The sequence below is a fragment of the Paraburkholderia sacchari genome, assembly GCF_000785435.2.
Taxonomy (GTDB): Bacteria; Pseudomonadota; Gammaproteobacteria; order Burkholderiales; family Burkholderiaceae; genus Paraburkholderia; species Paraburkholderia sacchari.
This window is the reverse complement of record NZ_JTDB02000001.1, coordinates 932,730-953,139: the sequence shown is the minus strand read 5'-3', so window position 1 is coordinate 953,139 and position 20,410 is coordinate 932,730. Positions and strand designations below refer to the sequence as shown.

Here is a 20,410-nt window from a genome sequence, read left to right as displayed (position 1 = left end):
GTTGCTTGTACGTTGCCAGTGCGTTGTTGTTATTCAGCGCGCCGCGCCCTGGTCGATCACGCGCACCTCGCCGCCCTCGAGATCGAGTTCGGTGCGAAAGTAAAGCCGCTCCGGATACGGCTGCGCCCACAGGTCGCCTTCGATCGCGAACACGACCGTGTTGTGGTGCCCGGTCGTTTCCTCCTTGAGCACCGCCGTCACCTTCACCGTATCGCGCAGAATGCGCGGCTCGAACGCCACGATCACGTCGCGTATCTGCCGTTCGAGGCGCGCGAGGTTCATGCCCGATGCCGTCTTGCCCGCGATGTCGGGAAAGCCGTAGTTGAGCACCGAGCGCTCGACAAGCGGCCACGCCGAGAGATCCTGCACGCTGCCGAGGCCGCTCGCATTGAGCAGCCACGCCAGATCGCGCTGCACGCCAAGCCGCAGCGCGCGCATCGAGAGCACGCGGCGCTCGCGGCTCTCGACTTTCGTACCGGGCTCAAAATCGGTCAGGCGGTCGAGCAGCGAGGGCTGCAGCCGGTCGCGGCCCGTCAGCTCAGCCATGGTCTTGCGCGCGGTCTTGCGTCACTTCGCCCGCAGGCGCTTCGGCATCGAGCACGAGCACGCGCACGTCGAACAGCGCGTAGTCGTTCTCGTCGGTCGTGAACATGCGCTGCCCGACCGGGCGCGCCTCGTCGAATTCGCCGCCGCCCGCGTCGACCCATTCGGTTGCGCGCGCAAGCATCAATGCATTGGCGTCGGCCGCGGCGGTGGTCAACGTGCCTGGATAGCGCACCGGAATCAGCCCCGCCGCCTGGCCTTCATTGGCCCACGTGAATACGGCCGGCATCCAGACGCGGTCGCGCAGGTCGTCCGGCGCTTCCAGCTCGATACGGCGGATGCGCTCGAACGGCACCCAGTAGTAACGGCCGTTGAGGATCACTTCGAGCGTGGGGCCGAGGCGCGAGTCGGCGTCAGCAATCCACGCGAACGGGACGCTGTTGAGCGTTCCCGCCGTGGGCCGCGCCTGCTCCAGCGCATTGGCGCGGCACGCGGCCGCTGCCTTGAAGTCGCCCGCGCCGTCGAGACGCAGCGCTTCGATCAGGAGTGCGAGCCATGCGGTGGGCTCGCCGAAAATGAGCGGCGCGCGCCGCCCGGCGAATACGTCCTCGCGCAGCGCCTCGCACTGGAGCGCGTCGCGATAGAGCTGCACCATCGGCAGCGCGGCGGCGTCGAGATCGCCCACCACGTTGAGCTGCGTGAGCGCGCGCTCCCACGCGCCGCGCACAGCGAGCAGCTGAAACAGGAACACGCGGTACGACGCGTTGGCCGGGTCGCCGCGCACCTGATCCTGCAACTGCTTCAGGCACGCGTCGAGGTCACCGGCGCGCAAGCTCTCTTCTGCTGTCATTGTCGATTGGCTCCGTCAAGCCAGCATTCATGGGCGTCGGTCGGTTACGGCAATGCAGGCGGTGCGCGCTCCACGCGCGCACCGCCACCGTCCAGCGGCTTACTCCGCGACGTTCTTCGCGATGTCCCACTTGGTCTCGACCACGCCGCCTTCCTTCTCGCCCGTGGGGCTTTGCGGCTGGTACTCCACGTGGTACTTCTCGAAGTTGAGCGAGATGTTCTCCGTGAAGCGGTCCTCGCCACCCGAGCCGCCTTCGCTGATCGACGAAATGATCACCTTCGTGAAGGTGATCTTGAAGTATTCGAGCGGAGACTTGCCGCCGGCCTTGCGCACCGTGAGGACCGCGGTGTCGTAGTGGCTGCCGTTCGCGCACGCGCCCATCAGCACCGGCGTGGCCTTGTCGAGATACTTCGTGAACGACAGATCCTGGACGTTCACCTTGCCCGCGCCGCCGCCCGTGCCGATGTGCATCGTGCCGCTCTGCGACATGCCCCAGCTCCATGCCAGCACATCGATTTCTTCCTTGTGCGTCTTGTCCTGCGACTCGCCCTTCACGTCGCCGATCTTGATGAAAATATCAACGGCCATTTCTATTCTCCATTCACTTTAGAAGGTACACGCCGGTTCGCGCCGGCTCGCGCAAGATTCACTCTGACTCGGGGCTACGCCGCCTTCGCGGACGGCAACTTCGACACCAACCGCAACGAAACCGTCAGGCCCTCGAGCTGGTAATGCGGACGCAGGAAGAACTTGGACGTGTAATAGCCCGGATTGCCCTCGACTTCCTCGATCACGACTTCGGCCGCGGCCAGCGGGCGGCGCGACTTCGTTTCCTCGCTCGAATGCGCGGGGTCGCCGTCCACATACTGCAAGATCCAGTTCTGCAGCCAGCGCTGCATGTCTTCTTTCTCCTTGAAGCTGCCGATCTTGTCGCGCACGATGCACTTGAGGTAGTGCGCGAAGCGGCTGCATGCGAACAGATACGGCAGGCGCGCCGCGAGATTCGCATTCGCCGTGGCGTCGGGGTCCTCGTACTCGGCGGGCTTGTGCAGCGACTGCGCACCGATGAACGCCGCGAAGTCGGAGTTCTTCTTGTGCACGAGCGGCATGAAGCCGTTCTTCGCGAGCTCGGCCTCGCGGCGGTCGCTGATGGCGATTTCGGTCGGGCACTTCATATCCACGCCGCCATCGTCGGTCGGGAACGAATGGACCGGCAGGTTCTCGACTGCGCCGCCCGACTCGATGCCGCGAATGCGCGAGCACCAGCCGTACTGCTTGAACGAGCGGTTGATATTGGTGGCCATGGCGTAAGCGGCGTTGGCCCACGCATACTTCTTGCTGTCCGCGCCCGTGGTGTCCTCTTCGAAGGCGAATTCGTCGACGGGGTTGGTCTTCGCGCCATAGGGCGCGCGCGCGAGAAAGCGTGGCATGGCAAGGCCGATATAGCGCGAGTCTTCCGATTCGCGCAGCGAGCGCCAGGCGGCGTGCTCGGGCGTCTGGAAGATCTTCGTGAGATCGCGCGGATTGGCAAGCTCCTGCCACGACTCCATCAGCATGACCGAAGGATCGGCGCCTGTGATGAACGGCGCGTGCGAGGCGGCGGCCACCTTGGCGACCTGGGTGAGCAGGTCGACGTCCGGGCCGCTATTGTCGAAGTAATAGTCGGCCACCAGCGCGCCGTAGGGCTCGCCGCCGAACTGGCCGTACTCTTCCTCATAGAGCTTCTTGAACAGCGGGCTCTGGTCCCACGCGGTGCCCTTGTACTTCTTGAGCGTCTTGTGCAACTCGTTCTTCGAGATGTTCATCACGCGGATCTTGAGCGTCTCGTCGGTCTCGGTGTTGTTCACCAGATAGTGCAGACCTCGCCACGCGCTCTCCACCTTCTGAAACTCCTCGGTGTGGATGATCAGGTTCACCTGGTCCGTGAGCTTCTGGTCGATCTGCGCGATCAGCGACTCGATGGTCGCGAGCACGTCGCCCGACACCACGTTGGTGTCGCGCAGCGCCTGCTCGGCGAGCGTACGCACGGCCGTCTCGACGGCCTCCTTCGCCTTGTCGCTGCGCGGTTTGAATTCCTTTTCCAGCAGGCTCGCGAACTCGCTCGCCTCGAGTGCTTCGCCGCCTTGCCGGGCTTCCTGCTGTTGAGTACTGGGTTCGGCCATGTCAGACTCCCTCTCGACGGATGGCTAACTAGATAGTTAACAAATAGCCAAAGATAGCTAACGGTTGGATGCGCGGTTGGATGCGCGGATGAACGCCCGAATAAACGCGCGACTGAAGGCGAGCGGCGCTCACTCCTGCGGCTTGGGCGCGGAGGCCAGCGCCTGCAGCAGTGCCGGATCGTTGAGCAGTTTCTGGATCAGATCCTCGGCGCCCGTCTTGCCGTCCATGTAGGTGAGGAGGTTCTGCAACTGGCCGCGCGCCTCCAGCAGCTTCGCGAGCGAATCCACCTTGCGCGCGACGGCGGCCGGCGAGAAGTCGTCCATGCTCTCGAAGGTCATCTCCACCGCGAGATTGCCCTCGCCCGTGAGCATGTTGGGCACCTGCACGGCGACACGCGGCTTCATCGATTTCAGGCGCTCGTCGAAGTTGTCGACGTCGATCTCGAGGAACTTGCGCTCGGCCACGGGCGCGAGCGGTTCGGCGGGCTGCCCGGACAAATCGGACATGACGCCCATCACGAACGGCAGGTTGATCTTCTTTTCCGAGCCGTACACCTCTACGTCGTACTCGATCTGCACGCGCGGCGCCCGGTTGCGCGCGATGAACTTCTGGCTGCTTTCTTTAGCCACGGCTTTTCCCCTCGTCGATGCCGCGGCGGCGCGCTCTCAGGCGCGCCGTGTGGCGGCGTTGCTGATTAACTCAGTGCCTGCTCACGCTAATAGCCTTTGTCACTCCTCGCTCTGGACGCCGCCGATCTGGCGCGCCTGCGCGAGCCCATCGGGCGCGAGATCTTCCAGAATCTCCATGAAATTCTTGTCGACGAGCCGCCGCGCCCGCTTGAGCAGCAAGGGCACCGGGCTCCCCGGCTCATACGTTTCGTAGTACTTGCAGATGCGGTCGAGGGCGCGCAGCACGTCCTCGCGCGACTCGATTTCGCCCGGCGGCCGCGCGGGCACTACGGCAGCGGCCACTCCGCCCGCGCCAGGCGCGCCGCCCCGCGCGGCTTCGTTCGCAACCTCCGGCGGCGCCGCCTGCGCGTCGGGCACGCGCTCGCCGAGGAATGCCACAGCGTGGCGCAGCAGCCGCGTGAGCGGATCCAGGTCGATTGCCTGCGCCGCGCCCACGTTGTTCATGATCACCGTCTCGATGCGCGTTGCGGCCTCGAGCGCGCACCGCAAGGCGGCGAGCGATTCGCGCGCGTTCTCACCCGCATCGCTGATCGCGAGATCGATCGAGCTGAGCGTGGGCGCGCTCACGCCCGCCGGCGCGGCAATCTCGCCGGTTGCGTATTCGACGTCGCGCAGCGTCACCTCGCCATGCGCGCGCGAAATGGCGAGCGGCGCTTCGCGCACCTCGGCCAGCGTCGTGGTGGAGTCGACGAGGCCCGCGAGCGCGTTCACGCGCGCAGTAGGATCGTTGTCGTCGTCGGGATCGAGTTGCGGGTACAGATGCGCCCAGCGTTGTTCGAGCATGCTGGCGATCAGGTCGAGGCCTTCGCTAAAGCCGCCAAAGCCGGCGCGGTTGAGCAGCGCGCGCGCCAGATGCGCGGCCACGCGCAGATCTCGGCTTTTTTCCAGCAGGGACAGCGCAAGCGCCTGGGCTTCTTTCCAGTCCGGCGGTACGGCCTCGACCACGGTGCTGCCATACTGCACGTCGGGCTTGCCGTGCACGACGCGCTCGAGTTCGAGAAATGCCGGGTCGTATTCGACGTCCTCGCCGCAGGGCAACGCGGAAGAAACTTCCGCGAGCAACGCCCCGGCATCTAGCATGGCCATGGTCCGTGGTCCGTGTGGAATTGGTTATGTTCTGGTTACTGCCCTGGAAAGCGCATTAAAGCGGATAAAAATTGCGTGGACGCGGCTGAACTCATTTCTGATAATTCCCGGTTCAGCAGGAGCCGGATTCGCAAGCGCGGGCGGAGTTCGCAGCTTAACGAGTCGCTATCAGAATAGCACGACGACTGCAAAAAAAAAGCGCGCTCCGGTGCAGCCCATGTTCCCGAATTTTCATAAATTCGCCACGCATTTACTCTAGTTGATCTTTAAGTAGTTGTCCCGGCATGCGGACAACCTGATCGACCCCGATCTCCGCCTTGCACAGCATGCTTGGGCGCGCGATCCGGACGCATCTTACCGCAGTGGCATCGCTCCCACAAAGACGCTTTTAGCCCTTGTTTTCCAGGGGTTAACCATCATGCAGGATGATTATAAAACTGAGCGTCGCGCCGGCATTTCCCCAGCCTGGTGCACCCGATGTTCGCTAACGGCAGCTACCGAACGATCGTCTTTTCGCGGTCCGCATGTTTGATAACGCATGCAATGCTTTATCGTCATGGACTCCGCATTATTTATTGCGATCACGTAAACCACTAGAACCGCTCTTTAGCATTTTTATTCCCCGAACGGCCGGACGTTTTAAAACACGCCATTGCAGATTTTCGCGCTTGTCAGACGCCCGACCAGCTAATAGACTCGACGTGAACGCCGCTACAGCCAATCCAACGATTTATGCATACTGGGATGCATGCTGGGCGCGCGTCACGCGAAGCGAGCCTAAATACGCGATACGAGGGGAAAACGTGTCGAACATCGAAAGCGCGGCGCTCATGGAGGGCATGGACAATCCGTGCACGCTGCCCGACCTCTGGCAGCGGCGCACCGCTCTGAACCATGCCGAAATGGCTTCGCTCTACACCATCGTGCGGCGCGCGCTAACCGGCTATCACCCGTTCGAGCTGCAAGCGCTGGCCGAAGACAAGGAAGAGCTCATCTCGCAGTTTCTCTTCAGCAAGGTCTTTCGCCTCGAAACGCATGCGGCCGAATTAATGAGTTTTCCTGCGCATAGCGCACCGTCGAACAACCATGCCGTGTGCAGTTATTTCCGCCGCTACCTGATAGATTGCCTGCGCAGCGCGAGCCACAGGCGCAACGTCTCGATCGACGAGAACGAGGCGCTGACCGAACTCGATCAACGCAGCGCGATGCACGCCGACCCGGTCAGCGCCGCGCTGTTTCAGTACGGACTCGACGAAGACAGCGTGCGCGCCTCCGCCGTGCGCTTCATCGGCAGCCTCGACGAAGCCGCACAGTTGCTGCTTGCCGGCACACTCGGCTGGCTCTCCGCCGAAAAAGGCGGGCTTGCGCAAATCGCCGCGCGCTATGGCATCGCTTCGTATCACCATCGCGCGCGCAAGCTGGGCGTCACGCTGCGTAAGGGGGCAATGCCCGCCGACTTCGCGCGCACTGGCATTGGGCGCTGGATAGAAGAAACGCTGGGCATCGAGATCGCGGTCGAGAACCGCATTGCGCTGCTCGCCGTGCTCGGCATTCTCGCGGAGCAGTCGCAACTCGCGCAGGGCGCGCCGCGCGCACGGCACGAGCACGACGCGCGCGCGACGCCCGAGCCGCATCGCGCGCAATATCGCGATCCAATGCACGAGCCAATGCGCGATCAACATCGCGACCACGAACTTCACGAGTGACCACGGGGAAGCCCGCAACGAGACGGGAGCGCGCGTGCAACTGGCCTTCGCAAGCCTGACCGATCCGGGCGGGCGGCAGCGTAACGAAGACTCGCTTGGCGACTGGTCGAGCGGGCGGCTGTTCTACTGCGTGGTCGCCGATGGCGCGGGCGGCCACGGAGGCGGCGACACTGCATCGGCCATCGTGGTCGACACGGTGCTCGCCGACCTGCGCTATCTCACGCTTGCCGAGCTGCCGCCCACGGGCGAACGTCTCGCCAACGCGCTCGCGCATGCGAACGCCAACATCGTCGAGGAACAGGCGCACGGCGGCCCGGCGCTGCGCGACATGCGCTCGACGGCCACGCTGCTTGCGATCGATCGCGAGCGGCGCACCGCGGCCTGGGCGCATTGCGGCGACACGCGGCTCTATTGCTTCCGCGCAGGCGAAATCGTCGCGCAGACGCGCGACCACAGCATGGTGCAGGACATGGTGGACGCGCGCCTTATCAGCGCCGCGGACGCGCGCCATCATCCGCGCCGCAACGTGTTGTTCTCGGCGCTAGGCACACTCGAAGGATTGAACATCGCGGCGCGGCCCGGAACGTTCGAGCTCTGCGCGCGCGACGCGTTCCTGATTTGCACCGATGGTCTTTGGGAGTACGTCGAAGAGGCCACCATGCTCGCGACGCTCGCGCAGGCCGCGAGCCCGCGCGCGTGGCTGGAGGCGCTGGCCGCGCATGTCCGCGCTCATGCAAGAGCGGGCAACGACAACTTCAGCGCGAGCGCAATCTGGGTGGAAATCGATGAAGCTGGCGACGTGCCGCACCCTAAGGATAACGACACAACCCTGTTGATCGCACCATCCTGAACATCGCAACAGCCCTCGCATTGAAAACCGATGCTGCGCCGGCAACGCCGGCGCGATGGCTGCTGCCATCCCCTGGAGAATCAAGATGAAATCGCTGAAAGAGATTCGTGCAGAATTGATAGCGGCCTTCGACGACAAGGTGATCGAGAGCAAGAAGCAGGAGTCCGACCTCGAGGACCAAAAGGCCCCTGTCAAGGGCTTGAGGGTAGACGGCAAGCTGTTGAGCCAGTCTCCCCATTTCGATGATTATCTGAGGATAGGCCACTATCTGTCCTGTGGCCCGCGCGGGTTGATCCGCGGTGAACCGGTCATCCGGAATGCCCTGATCAAGCTGGATGAGGAGATGACGCAGCGGATAAACAAATACTATTCCGCCAAATCGCGGGCGATCGATTATTTCCAGAAACAGGCGACCGCCTACAAGGCGAATAAGGCTCCGCCGGAGAAGGACCGCGACTTCTCCAAGCTTCTGACGGCCTCGCTGGACGAGTTCGAGCGCGCCCACGGATTCATGGTCGTTGGCGACCGGCTCCCGAACTATGCCGGCTTCGTCTACGGCAATGTGTTCAAGGAATCGCTGGCGCTGAAGCAGCACTGGAAGGACGTCGGCGCGGGCGAGAAGCACGGCGAATACACCCATCGCCTGCAGTGGTACATCCTGATCCGGGCGGGCGCGATCAAGACCGTTCCGGTGAACCAGGAAGCCACGGTATTCGCAAGCATCGCCCCGTGGCAAAAGGGCAGGACCTGTAATCTGTGGACCTTCCTTCTGGATCTACTGGTCACGGATACCTCGATCGGCAACGACAAGCTCGACTTCCGCTCTCCGGAAAATCTCAACATGTGGCTGGTTGGCGACTCGTCGCCGGAATTTTGCCCGGTCCTGCGAGCGTTTCTACGTGCCCGCATGGCCAAGCGCGAATCCTCGTACAACATGCGCGATTATCTCGTCAAGAAGCTGAAGAAATCGGAAGAGGAAGTGGACGAGATCATGACCTTCATGCAAACCGAGAGCATGGAGAGACGCAATGCATCGGCGCGCATTGCCTTCCCGAAAGGCGCCAATCCCAAGTTCGATCCCTATGTGAAAACCTAAAAATCCCCGCAGCCGTGCTGCCCGTTCAACAGCATGCAGCTATTCAGATTTGGTTGCGAGCGCACGCGCTTCCACTCGACCGCAAGCAGATCCTGATCGCTGCCCGGAGGCGTGGTAGTGAAGAGCGGCTGATTCGAGCCCACGCAGATATTCGTGCCCTGCAGGTTGTTCTCGTACACGAAGGTCTTTTCGCTCATGCCGAAGAACGACTGCATCGCGCTCACGGCTAGCGGCAGATCCTGGGCGTAGCGCGGCGCCGCCGGCGACGGTGCGGGCGGTGCCGGCGGCGGGGGCGGCGGGGGCGTCACCGTGAGCGTGCCCGGCGCGTTCTGCACGATATAGCCGACGCTCGAGAAAAACGCCGGGTCGATCGCGTATTGCCCGACCGGCGAACTGGACGTTGCGCTGGTCGAAAACGTGCCGTTCAGCGTGGCGGTGGTGTCGCCGTTGATGAGGCCGTTCGTGCTGTAACCGAAGTTCGGATTCGGCGCGCCCACGTACTTGGTCGCGCCGTTGGCGGTCACGATCACCGTGGGCCGCGCGATGTACACGAAGTGATCGCCTGTGAGCGGCACGACGCCGCCCCAACTGCATCCCGCACCGTAAGCGCAGCCGTAAAAGTTCGGCTGCAAAGTATTGGGCTGCACGTTGCCGCGCGTTTCGCCAATCCATGTCGAGGCCCAGATGCGCCAATAATTGTTTGCGCTTACGGTGCCGGTGCCGTTGTTCGTGAACACGCCGCTCTCCATCACGAGATCGATCGTGCCGCCCGCGCTGAGGTTGGTGTTCTTGCCGCCGGTCGGGCCGTTGGCCGATGCCGTGCCGCCGCCCAGCCCCACCCCGCCCGTCGCAGCCTGCGCGAGCAGATTGCCGGTGAGCGTGGAGTTGGTCGCGTCGAGCGTGATGGCCGTGTTCGATGCCGCGTCGAACGACCGGCTTACGATCGGGCCGATCACGAAGCTCTTCGAATTCAGGAAATTCACATTGCCGGCGTTGAGCATCGCCAGCACGCCCACGTCGTTCTCGGGATCGTTCAGCGTGAAGGTGCCCGGCCCCTGGAGCAGCAGCCCCGCTGCCTGGATGCCGCCGGGATCCGTGACCGCGCCCGCCGAGGCCAGCGTGAGCGTATTGCTGTCAAGCGAGATGCCGTAGAGCAACTGGATGCCCTGGCTGCCGCTACCGGTGTTCATCAGCGTGAGGCTGCGGTCCAGCGTGGGCTTGACGAGCGACGTGCACGCGCCTTGCGAAGGACACACGCCGCTCACGGTAATGAGGCCCGTGTGCGTGCTCGAACCGAGCGCGAGCGCCGAGAAGCCAGTGAACATCGAGTACAGGCCAGCGTCGATGCTCAAGCCCGCCGCGCCGGTGCCGAACAGCGTGATCGGCGTGCTGTCCGAAGCAACGAAGGCGAAGGTCGTTGGATTGACGCTCGCGGGCAGGATCGCGAGCGTGCCGCCCGAGGACGTGATGGGCGCGCCGCTGTCGGCGAGGCTCGTGGTCGTGCCGTCGTTGGCGGAACGCAGTGCGACGGTGCCGTTGGGGCCGGCGTTCACCTGTACCGGGCCGGAGGCGTAGTTGAAGCTGGCCGGCACAGCCACCGCGCCGAAGGCAAGGCCCGCGTCCGACGTGTTGGTCGAGCCCGCGATCGAAATCACGGTGTTGGGCTGCGTTGCCGAGATCGCGCCGTTGTAGACGATGGTTCCGTAGTCATACTGAATATTGCCACCGCTCGCGCTCGTGGTCGGACTCGTCGCCACGCCGCGAATGTCGATGGCGCCGCCGTTGTTCGAAACGATCTGCGAGCCGTCGGCCACGAGCACGCCTTGCACGCCGGAACCCTGGCCGCTGCCGCGGATCGCGAGCGTGCCGCTGCCGGTGGTGATCGTCGTGGTTGGTGTCGTCGACAGGCTCACGAAGCCCACCGAGCTGGAATCCGACGCCGCGCCGAGCACCACGCCGGTTGAAGAAAGGCCCGCCGTGGGCGTGCCGGTGGTGAGGCCCGTGAGCGTGATCGTGCCGCTGGTCGAGGCGATGCCCGCGCCGATGAGGTCGACGCCCACGCTGCCAAAAGTCGTTGCGGGAACGCTGCCGTTTATCGCAATCGCCCCGCTGCCGGTCTGGATCGCGGGCTGCGCGGTGGTGCTGCTGTTAGCGCTGTAACCGCCGGACAGGGAGACGCCATTCCCGAGATCCGTCGCGCCGGCGACCGCGCCGCTCAACGTCACGTTGCCGCTGGTGGTCTCGATCGAACTGCCGTAGGCCGAGATGCCAACACCGTATGTATGCGCCTGGCCCGGCGCATCACTTGTCGTTCCGGATACCTGAACATTTCCAGCCCCGCCGCTGATCAGCGTGCTCGAAAGCACAACACCGGTGCCGCTGGCGCTGACGTTTGCGGTGCCGGTCAGCGTGAGCGGGCCAGACAGCGTTGCCAGGTTCGACTGAAGAATTTCGGCGCCGTACCCGTAGTAGCCCGACGCCGTCCCCGTGATGCCGAGCGCGCCGCTGCCGCCCGCAGAGAGCACGGCATTGGACGTGCCCGCCGATCCTCCCGAATTCTGTCCCTGCAGCAGCACGCCGTAGGTAAAGCCTTGCGAACTGCTCTGCGCGGTTCCGTTCAGAGCAATGTTTCCGCCGCTCGTACTGAGCGCGCCACCCTGCATCTGGACGCCATACGCCGTGTAGTTCGCCGTTGCCGTGCCGGTCACGCCGATCGTTCCGGTCGTGGTCTGCATGTTCGTGCCTGCGAGCACCACGCCGGCCGCGTACGCGGGAACCGCCGTGGTCGACACGGCCGTGCCGACCGGCACGGTTCCGCTCACCTGGATCCCGCCCGCCTGGGCGTCGAGCGTAGCCGTGTTGATCGACACGCCATAGGCGGTGCCCGCCGAATTCCTCGCCGTGCCGCTGATGCCGATTGCGCCGCCGCCCGTGGCGCTGAACGCCGCGCCGCCAGCCGCGCCGCCCTGGCCGATTATGTAATCGCCCTGCACCTGCACGCCGTAATTCGTTCCGCTCCCGGTCGAGCCCGATACGCCGGTCACGGAGATCCCACCGCCCGTTGTATGAACACCGCTATCGTTCAGGTAAACGCCTGCACCGAGGCCCGACGTGGTTCCGTTGAGCGTCGCGCTCCCCGTGCCGGTGGCGATCAGCGAATAGTTCAGCACGACGCCGTTGGCCGCGCCGCCGCTGGCGCCGATACCCGTGAGCGTGACCGCGCCGCTGGTATTGGCGATGGTGGACGAATCGAGCTCGATGCCGGTTGTGGCGGTCGATGTCGAATCCGTGCTGGTCAGCGCAATCGCGCCGCCGTTCGCGGCAATCGATGCATTCGTGAGCTTGATTCCGGACCCGAAATTGAAACCCATCTTGCCCGCAAGCGTTATCGCGCCGCTGCCCGTCACGTCGATGGCGCTCGCGCCGCTCGGCCCGCCGCCCGTAATCGCGATGCCGCTATAGTCGGCCGCCGAACCGGCGGCGCTCGCGTCGCCCGTTCCGTTCAGCATCACCCCGCCATTCGTAGTCCCAATCGAACTTTGATTCAGAGTGATGCCGTTGCCGTCGTAGAGCGAAGTGCCTCTGATCGCCACGTTGCCAGCGGCCGAATTGATCGTGCTGTATCCGATGGCAACGCCGTCGCCGAAATTATTGGTGCCCGTGATGCTCACGGCGCCGCCCTCGGTGGCGATGGTCGAGTTCTGGATGTTGACCAGGCTCGAACCGGTGTCGCCAATCGTGAACGCACCGCCATGGGTGTTGACGTTGGCCCCGCTGAGCAAGACGATGCTGTTGCCCGCGCCCTCACCGCCCACGTTGGCGTCGAATACGACATTAAGCGGCCCGCCGGTCGAGGTGATGCTCGTAGACCCGCTTTCCGAGCCTACAAAGACGTTGCCAATGGTCTGGAGCGAAAAGGTCGTGTTGCTGCCCGACGCGAGCACCGGGGAACCCAGATCGATATCGCCGCCGCTGGTGGAGACGCTGACGTTGCCCGCCGGGGTCAGCGCGTCGCTGCGCAGGGAGGCGAGCGAGCCGGTGCTTGCGTTGTAGACGAGCGCCGGGATGGGTGTGAGCACGATGCCGGTCGTGCTCGCGAGCGAAACGTCGCCCGTGCCGTAGAGCGAAAGAAAGTTCACGATATTGCTCGCGTTCGTGAGCGTGAACGTGCCGGGACCCGCGAGCGCGAGCCAGTCCGCGTTGATCGCGGATGACTGTGTGACCGGCCCGCCCGTCACGAGCGTGAGCGTATTCTGCGGCAGCCAGATGCCATAAGGCAGCGCAATCCCCTGGCTGCCGCTGTAGGCGGACTGCAGCGTGAGATTCGTGGAGATCACCGGCGCGTTGCCGTTGCAATTGCCGCTGATGCATTGCGCGACCGTGATGAGCCCCGTTTGCACGCTGCTTCCGACGACCACGTTGGCGATTGCGCTGAACGTCTGCATCAGGAGCGGAGTGATGCTAAAACCGCTTGCGATGCCGCCGAGGTAGATCGGCGTACTCGCGGATTGCGTGAAAGCGAACGTGTTCGTATCGACGCCGCCGGGCAGCAGCACCAGCGTGCCGCTCGGTGCTGTGCCACTTGGTGCGCCGCTCGATATGGATATTGAACCCTCGGCCCCCAGACTGACCGAACTGCCGTTGTTCGCCGCACGCACCGTGATCACCGAGTCGGTCAGGGCACCATTGACGGTCCCCTGGGTACCGCTGATTGTCACGGTCCCGACGCTGGTGCCGTCGATGGCGCTCGACATGAGTACCCCGGGGCTGGCGGCGTTCGAGGAGCCCGCGACGGAGATCGTGCCGCCCGCGGTACTGAGGGTCGACACACCGAGCAAAACGCCCTGATCGCCGAGCGTGGTGCCAGCCGGCCTGCCGTCAACCAGTGCGCCGCGTATGTCGATCGCCCCTCCCGCGCCGGTCGAAATGCTCGAGCCCTGGTCGATCGCGACGCCCGAAACGTCATAGGGCGCCGTTCCGCTCGTATCGGTGCCCACGCCGTAGAGGCGGATCGTGCCCGTCCCGGTCGTGAGCGTGGACGTCTGTCCGGACACCGAAGAAATATAAACCCCGTTCACCGCGTTCGCCGTACCGCTGCCGAGCGCGCCTTCCACTTCGATATCGCCGGTCGAGGTGTAGAGCGACGATCCGTAGATGCCCACCGCGCTCATGTCGCTTCGGCCGGCAAACGCCGCAGCTCCCGTGGCCTGTCCGTGAATCGTGATCGAGCCGCTTGGATTAGCCGCCTGCTGCGCCACACGCGTGTCGATTGTCGCGTTCGAGATCTGCACGGCCGCGCCATCGAAGGTGCCCGGATTCCCTGCCTTGACGCCAATCGCAACGTCGCCGCCGTTTGAGTTCAGCGTGACCGGCGAACCCGATAGTCCGTTGAGCGAAATAACGTTGCCGCTCCCCGTATTGCCGACGTTGGCGTCGAACACGATGCCGAGCTTGCCCACCGTCGAGCCGATGTTCACCGAGTAGCCGAGCGAGATCGACCCGCCCGCGCTCAGCGTGAGCGTGGCGTCGGCGCCGCCCGACTTCGAGATGGTGACGAACGGCAGCACGGTGATGTTGCCGTCCGGCGTGGCAACCTTCACCGACGTGCCGTTGCTCAGTTGCGCCGAGATATCTCCCTGGTAGAGGTACGTGTCGTTGACAGGTCCGCTGACCGGACCGAACACGACGGTGGCCCCGCTCGTGGTGCTTGCCGCTCCCACGCATTCCACGCAAATCACGATGTTGTCCGGATCGAGCAGCCATTGCCCGGCCTTGCCATGCGCGGCCGACGCGTCGATGGTCGCGCCCTTCACATCGAGCGTTCCGCCCGACGTCTCGATCAGCCCGCCATCCCCGCCCTGCGCGCCGCCACGCGCGCTCAGCGCGCCATAAAGCCGCGCGGCGGTCGTCCCATACGCAACGATATGCCCGCCATTACCGTTCGTGAGCGCATCGGCATGAACCTGCGCGTTCGGATCCATCCACACCGCATCAGCATTGCGAATAGTGAGGTCCGCGCCCGCCGCGCCGCCGCCCACGCGCACGCTGCCGCCGCCCGTCGCGCCGCTCGCGTTCAACTTCGCGCCCGCGAGCAGGCCCACGTTATAGCCCGTCACGTCGATCTGCCCGCCCGCTAGCCCCGCGCCGCCCGAAGCGTCGAGCGTGCCCGACACATACGTCTGGCCGCTCGTGCCGCCGTCCAGCACGATATGGCCGTCGCGCGCGGCGAGGCTTTGCGCGCGCACGATGCCCTGCTGGTTGATGACGGTGCCGGCCAGCGCATCGGCGGTTTGCGCGCTCATGATCACCGTGCCGCCGTCGGCGGCGAGCGTGCCCGCGTTGCCGATCAGCGCTCCCGCCGTGCCCGCGTTGATCTTCAGCGTGGTGAGGCCGTCGCCCGCGAAGTCGAGCGTGACGTCGCTGCCCGCGCCCAGCGCAACCGTGCCGAGCTTCGCGGCCACGATTCCGGTGTTGCTCACGGTGCCGCCGAGCAGCGCGATGGTGCCGCCGTCCTGCGCGCTGAGCGCGCCCGCATTGCGCACCGCCGCTGGCGAGCTGCCGATGAAGTGATAGCGCCCGGCCAGAAAATCAGCATCACTAATGTTCAGCGTGGAAGCGACCAGCGATCCCACGTTCACCGACGACCCCGGCGCGAAGATCACGCCCGCCGGGTTGACGAGAAAGACGCGGCCGTTCGCGGAGAGACGCCCGGCGATGTCGCTCGGGTTGTTGCCCACCACGCGATTGAGCAGCGCCGAAGAGACCGACGGTTGCGCGATGTTCACCGCTTCGCCCGCGCCGATCGAGAACGTGTTCCAGTTCACGATGGCGTTCGGCGTGCTTTGCGTGATGTTCATCTGCGAGGCGCTGGGCGAGCTCACCGTTACGCCGCCGGCCACCACCTGCGCGCCAGTTGGGTTGGCGAGCAGCGAGGTAGCCCACGTGGCCTCGAACAGCGCCGCAACCACACTGGCGATCGCCCTGGCCTGGAGCGGGCGCGCGTTGCCCTTGCGTCCCTGACGGTCCGCAACCCGCCCAGTGAATCGCTCTGTGACCCTGCCGGCTGCCCCACCCGGCCGATTACCGCCCCGCTTGTTCATCGCACACCTCGCCGGCATCGTCTAAGTCAACCGCTTCAAAACGTCTTGCTCAATTGCATATAGAACGTCGGCAGCTTGTCGTTGCCGGTCGTGTCGGGCGAGGTCGTGCGCCACGCCACGGTGCCCTGCCATGCGAATCCATATGGCAGCGCGAGGTACGCACCGATACCCGCCCCGCTGCGCGTGATGTTGTTCGGCCCCTGGTTCGGACGCGGGTTCGCGTTGTACCAGCCCGTGCCGAAGTCGAAGAACGTGAACGCCGTGATCTTCGAGTTCACCGCATAGCGCACTTCGGCGCTCGCCACGAAGCCTTCGTCGACGAGGCCTTCGGAGGGCGAGTAGGCGCGTACAGCGTGCGGGCCGCCCAGCAGGAAGCGCGACGAGTTGTCGAGGTTGGTGGCCGCCCATTGCCCCGAGAAGCCGAAGAACAGGCTCACCTTCTCGGTCACCGCGTTGAGCCGGTTAGCGAAGAAGGTCGCGCGCACTTCGTTGCCCGCGGTGTTGCGCCCGAACTGCGACTGGTCGATGGCGTAATTCGCGGCGTCCTTGAAATGCAGGCTGCCGATCAGCAGTTCGACGTCGGCGCTATTGAAGCCGCCGCCGAACAGGCCGTCGCGGCTTTCGTAGGTGAGCCCCACGCTGCCTTCGACCATCGAGCGCCGGTTGTGGTCGTCGACAACGCCGATGTTGTCCGAGAGATCGCGGAACTCCAGATTCGCGCGTGCGAGCAGGTTCTGGTTGCGGGTGCGCAGCACCGGATGCGTGACCGTAAGGTCGGCCACGGTGGCGTCGCCGGTGGCGTCGAGCGCGGAATACTGCTTGCCGAGCGTGTAATTCAGGCGCGCCAGGGCCACGCCCACGCGCGTGCCGTAGGCGTTCACCGGCGCTTCGTAGCCCACCCGGCCATACACGGTGTCGAGCCGCTCCGCGCCGAGGATGCGCAAGTCGAGGTTGTCGCCGATGCCGAACGGCGAGTTCAGCCGCGCGAGCCCGCCCAGCCGCCAGGTGCCGCTCGTGGCCGCGCCGTAGTTGTCGAGATCGGCGGCGAAGGTCCAGCGCTTCGCGGGCGCGACATTGATCGTGAGATCGACGGTGCCGGGCTCGCTGCCCGACTCGATGGCCGAGGTCACGGTGATGCCGGGCAGATCGGAAAGCAGCAGCATGGTGCGTTCGAGCACCTGCTGCTGGAGCGGCGCGCCCACCGGAATCTGTTCCACGCGCGCGCGCAGCAGCGACTCCTTGATCGGCGTGCCGGCGGCCACGTCGAGACGCACGCGGCCCACGCGCCCTTCGAGCACGCTCATCGTCACCTGGCCCGAAGTCACGTCCTGCGGCGGGAGCACCACTTGTGCGAGCACGTAGCCGCGCGCCCGGTACACCTGCGTGATTTGCGCGGCGATGGCCTGCAGGCCGGCGAAGTTCACCTCGCTGCCGATCTTGCTCTGGACCGGCGCGAGCAGTTCCTCGGCGGGAATCGTGTCGTTGCCCTTGAGCGTGATGCCCTTGAGCACGAAGCTCGCGCCGCCAGCGCCGCCTGGCTGGGCGGGCGCGGAGGCCGGCGGCTCCACGGGCAGCGCGGCAGCGCCGCCCATGGGCTCGGGGCGCGTGTCGCGCGGCTCGGTTTGCTGGAGGATGCTGCCCGAGTTCGGCAGGACCTGCCCCCAGGCGAGCGCGCTGCCCGAGCAGGCGAGCGCGGCAATCGTTCGGATTCCTCTTTTCATGTCATGATCCGCGCGCGATGGAAAGACGCCATCCGCCCATCAGGTCGAACGGCGCCCAGAAGAACGGATGCGCGAAGCGCGGCTCCTTCATGACGGCGAGCTGCGCGGCGCGCATGGCGTCGATCGCTTCCTGGCCTTGCGAAAGCTGCGAATAGAACGTGCGCATGGTGATGGCCGTGGACTCGTCGGCCACCGGCCACATCGATACGATCAGGCTCGTTGCGCCCGCATAGAAGAATGCGCGCGTGAAGCCGAGGATTTCGTCGCCGCGCGCGATGCGCCCGAGCCCGGTTTCGCAAGCCGAGAGCGTGACGAGCGAGACGTTGTTGAGCTTGAGGTTGTAGACATCGAGCGCGAGCAGCGAGTCGGGGCCGTCGGCGGGCTGGGTAGCGGGCGCGAGCAGGATGCGCGAGTGCAGCGGGTCGATGGTGTCGGCCTGGGCGTGCGTGGCGACGTGCAGCACGCGCCCGCCCGGCGCGCTCTCGCGGAACTGCGCGCGGGTGGCGGCGCTTTGCAGGAACAGCGTCTTGGTCGCGAACAGCGGCGCGATGCCCTCCACTTCGGCCTGCGCGCCGGGCAGCGCATAGGCGGGCGCGATGCGCGGGTTGCCGAACGCCACGAGATTGCTGGCCACTTTCGGGCGGCGCGATTCGAGCTGCATTGCGACGCTCGCCGACGGTTCGAGCGCGACGGGGTGCTGCTCGATCAGGAAGCCGCCGGGGCCGTGCAGCGCCTGGAACGGCAGATAGTGCAGCGCGCCGTGCGGCACGATGATGAGCCGCTCGCCGGGCTGCAGCGCGAGCGGCGCGATCAGCAGCGCATAGAGCTTGTCACCGTAGGTGATCGCGTTCTTGCTCCGGTGCACGATGGCATTGCGCACGTCGGTCACGGCCGTATCAATGTCGGCGCGCTTGAGCGGCAACGTGTGACCCGAGAGGCCGCTCTTGCGGATCACCCACACCACGAGCGTGTCCTTCAGGCTGTGGTACTCGACGATGGCCTCGTTGGGTTGCAGCGCGTCGCGCACCGCCTGGAGCGTCGGCACCGTGCCGTTCAGCTGCTGATCGTCCACGCCCGCTTCGACGCGGTTGCGCACGACGTCGAGCAGCGCGCGCGCCCGGCTGCGCTCGGAAAGACTCCACGCGCCTTCGTAGTCGCCCGCATCGACGCTCAGCTTGATCGCCTCTTCGAACACCGACTGCGTGTCGCCGAAGAGGCCGGTCTTGAACTCGTCGCTGCGAAAGCGCGAGCGGATTTTTTCGGAATCGTCCACTGCTGCGAGGTACGCCTCGCGCGCGTGGTCCTTGTCGCCGAGCGCGAGATACGCCCGGCCGATGCCTTCGTGCACCCAGAGGTTGTCGTAGCTCGCTTCGCTCGCGCCGCCCCCGCCGGTGCTGGCGAGCTGCGCCTGGTAGACCTTGAGCGCCTCGGCGGGCTTGCCCTCGGCGAGCAGCAGCTTGCCCTCGATGCGGCCGTAGGCGGGCGCGAGTTCGGCGCTCGCGGGCGGCCCTGCCTTGTCGAGCGTCTGGCGCGCGGCGGCGGTGTCGCCCACGGCGATCTGCGCGTTGACGATGGACATCTGCACGAGCGGCCTGAAGCGCGGCGAGGCCGTCAGCAACGCGTCGTCGTAGGCCGCGAGCGCCGCCTGCGCATCGCCGCGCCGCAGCGCCACGTCGCCGAGCACCTTGTTGGCAGGCGCGAACACCTGCTCGGGCTGCTTCGGTTGCGAGGCGAGCGCTTCGCGCGCGTATTTGTCGGCGTCATCGAGGTCGCCCGCGTAGCTATAGGCAATCGCGAGATCGCGCTTGGAGAGCGCGACGAGGTCCGCGTTGTCGGTGCGCTCGGCCACCACGAGCGCGCGCGCCGCCGCGTTGATGCTGTCGCGGAAGTCGCCCCGCTCCGCCGCCGCCACCGACATGCTGCAATAGTCGTAGGCCGGCAGCGCGACGCGGTCGCGCGAGAGCAACAGCCGCCCTTCGTCGGTGAGCGACTTGAGCGTTTCGGCGTCGCGCTCGCGTTCGGCGGCTTCGCGGAAGCCCTGGGATTCGGGCGCAAGGCCCGCGGCCGGAGCATCCGCCGCGGATTTAGCGGTGTTGCCCGGCGCGGCTGCGGCGTGCTTCGTAGCGGTGCTTGCGCTACTGCCCGTCGCACTGCTTGCACCACTACCCGAACCACTGCCCGCCGCGATTGCGGCACGCGGCGCGGCAACGCCCAGCAACAACGCGCACAGCAGCGCGCCCAGCGGCGCCTTCGTCCGGGCAAGCGGCGCGCCAGCCTGCCCGGAGCCCAACCGATGTTCGAGTTCGTTCACTTCGCTTTCCTGCAGGAAAGAAACATCACGCAACCGGCCCCAGAGCGCGCAGCCGGAGCAGCGTCCGGCGGGCCGTTTCAGGGTCTGTTCACTTTCCATAACGGGCTGGCCGCCAGCGCAAGCCCGTTTTGAATGTGAACGGACCCTAAGTCTTAAGACGAAACGGGACGAGGCTTTTTGAAAGCGCACATAAAAATTTCGTCTGAGCTAACGTAGGCAGGCCAGCGCGCAGCGCGTCCCGCGCCATCGCGAACCATCGCGAACCGTCGCGAACCGTCACGGACCCTCGCGACGC

At 65.5% G+C, this 20,410-nt stretch carries 12 protein-coding genes; 3 read left to right on the top strand and 9 right to left on the bottom strand.

Annotation, left to right across the window (positions count from 1 at the left end; genetic code table 11):
* Nucleotides 1-33 precede the first annotated feature (33 nt).
* The 6 genes from tssE to tssA form a co-directional block, all read right to left on the bottom strand.
* A complete protein-coding gene (tssE, locus tag NH14_RS04325) occupies nt 34-546 on the bottom strand; it encodes a type VI secretion system baseplate subunit TssE (RefSeq protein ID WP_035521258.1) in 513 nt (170 codons plus the stop codon).
* Nucleotides 539-1,393 carry a type VI secretion system accessory protein TagJ gene (locus tag NH14_RS04320; RefSeq protein ID WP_035521260.1) on the bottom strand — a complete coding sequence of 285 codons (855 nt, stop codon included), beginning with the start codon at nt 1,391-1,393 and terminating at the stop codon, nt 539-541. Before NH14_RS04320 ends, tssE begins: the two co-directional genes overlap by 8 nt.
* A gap of 99 nt (nt 1,394-1,492) precedes the next feature.
* A complete protein-coding gene (locus tag NH14_RS04315) occupies nt 1,493-1,981 on the bottom strand; it encodes an Hcp family type VI secretion system effector (protein WP_035521262.1) in 489 nt (162 codons plus the stop codon).
* Between the two features lie 74 nt (nt 1,982-2,055).
* Nucleotides 2,056-3,555 carry a type VI secretion system contractile sheath large subunit gene (gene tssC, locus NH14_RS04310; RefSeq protein WP_035521264.1) on the bottom strand — a complete coding sequence of 500 codons (1,500 nt, stop codon included), beginning with the start codon at nt 3,553-3,555 and terminating at the stop codon, nt 2,056-2,058.
* 129 nt (nt 3,556-3,684) lie between these two features.
* Entirely contained in the window at nt 3,685-4,185 is a 501-nt protein-coding gene (tssB, locus tag NH14_RS04305) for a type VI secretion system contractile sheath small subunit (protein ID WP_035521266.1), read from the bottom strand.
* Between the two features lie 99 nt (nt 4,186-4,284).
* A complete protein-coding gene (gene tssA / locus NH14_RS04300; protein ID WP_035521268.1) occupies nt 4,285-5,331 on the bottom strand; it encodes a type VI secretion system protein TssA in 1,047 nt (348 codons plus the stop codon).
* Nucleotides 5,332-6,134: 803 nt separating this feature from the next.
* Between tssA and NH14_RS04295 the strand changes: the two genes are divergently transcribed.
* From NH14_RS04295 to NH14_RS04285, 3 genes are all read left to right on the top strand, one after another.
* The gene (locus NH14_RS04295; protein WP_407947117.1) at nt 6,135-7,037 is read left to right on the top strand and encodes a hypothetical protein; all 903 of its coding nucleotides are present in this window, start codon (nt 6,135-6,137) and stop codon (nt 7,035-7,037) included.
* A 34-nt stretch (nt 7,038-7,071) separates the two neighbouring features.
* Complete coding sequence (locus tag NH14_RS04290; RefSeq protein ID WP_035521270.1) at nt 7,072-7,887, top strand: PP2C family protein-serine/threonine phosphatase; 816 nt, start codon at nt 7,072-7,074, stop codon at nt 7,885-7,887.
* 85 nt (nt 7,888-7,972) lie between these two features.
* Nucleotides 7,973-8,983 (top strand): LirA/MavJ family T4SS effector, encoded by a 1,011-nt coding sequence (locus tag NH14_RS04285; protein ID WP_035521272.1) that lies wholly within the window; start codon nt 7,973-7,975, stop codon nt 8,981-8,983.
* On the opposite strand, the gene NH14_RS04280 is transcribed toward NH14_RS04285, so the two are convergent.
* From NH14_RS04280 to NH14_RS04270, 3 genes are read right to left on the bottom strand one after another with little or no spacing between them, the layout of a single operon-like run.
* A complete protein-coding gene (locus NH14_RS04280) occupies nt 8,980-16,083 on the bottom strand; it encodes a two-partner secretion domain-containing protein (protein WP_161790823.1) in 7,104 nt (2,367 codons plus the stop codon). The genes NH14_RS04285 and NH14_RS04280 overlap by 4 nt on opposite strands.
* 35 nt (nt 16,084-16,118) lie before the next feature.
* Nucleotides 16,119-17,804, bottom strand: coding sequence for a ShlB/FhaC/HecB family hemolysin secretion/activation protein (locus NH14_RS04275; RefSeq protein WP_035521276.1), 1,686 nt, complete (start codon nt 17,802-17,804; stop codon nt 16,119-16,121).
* 1 nt (nt 17,805) lies between these two features.
* Complete coding sequence (locus NH14_RS04270) at nt 17,806-20,115, bottom strand: CHAT domain-containing protein (RefSeq protein WP_244143454.1); 2,310 nt, start codon at nt 20,113-20,115, stop codon at nt 17,806-17,808.
* Nucleotides 20,116-20,410: the final 295 nt, after the last annotated feature.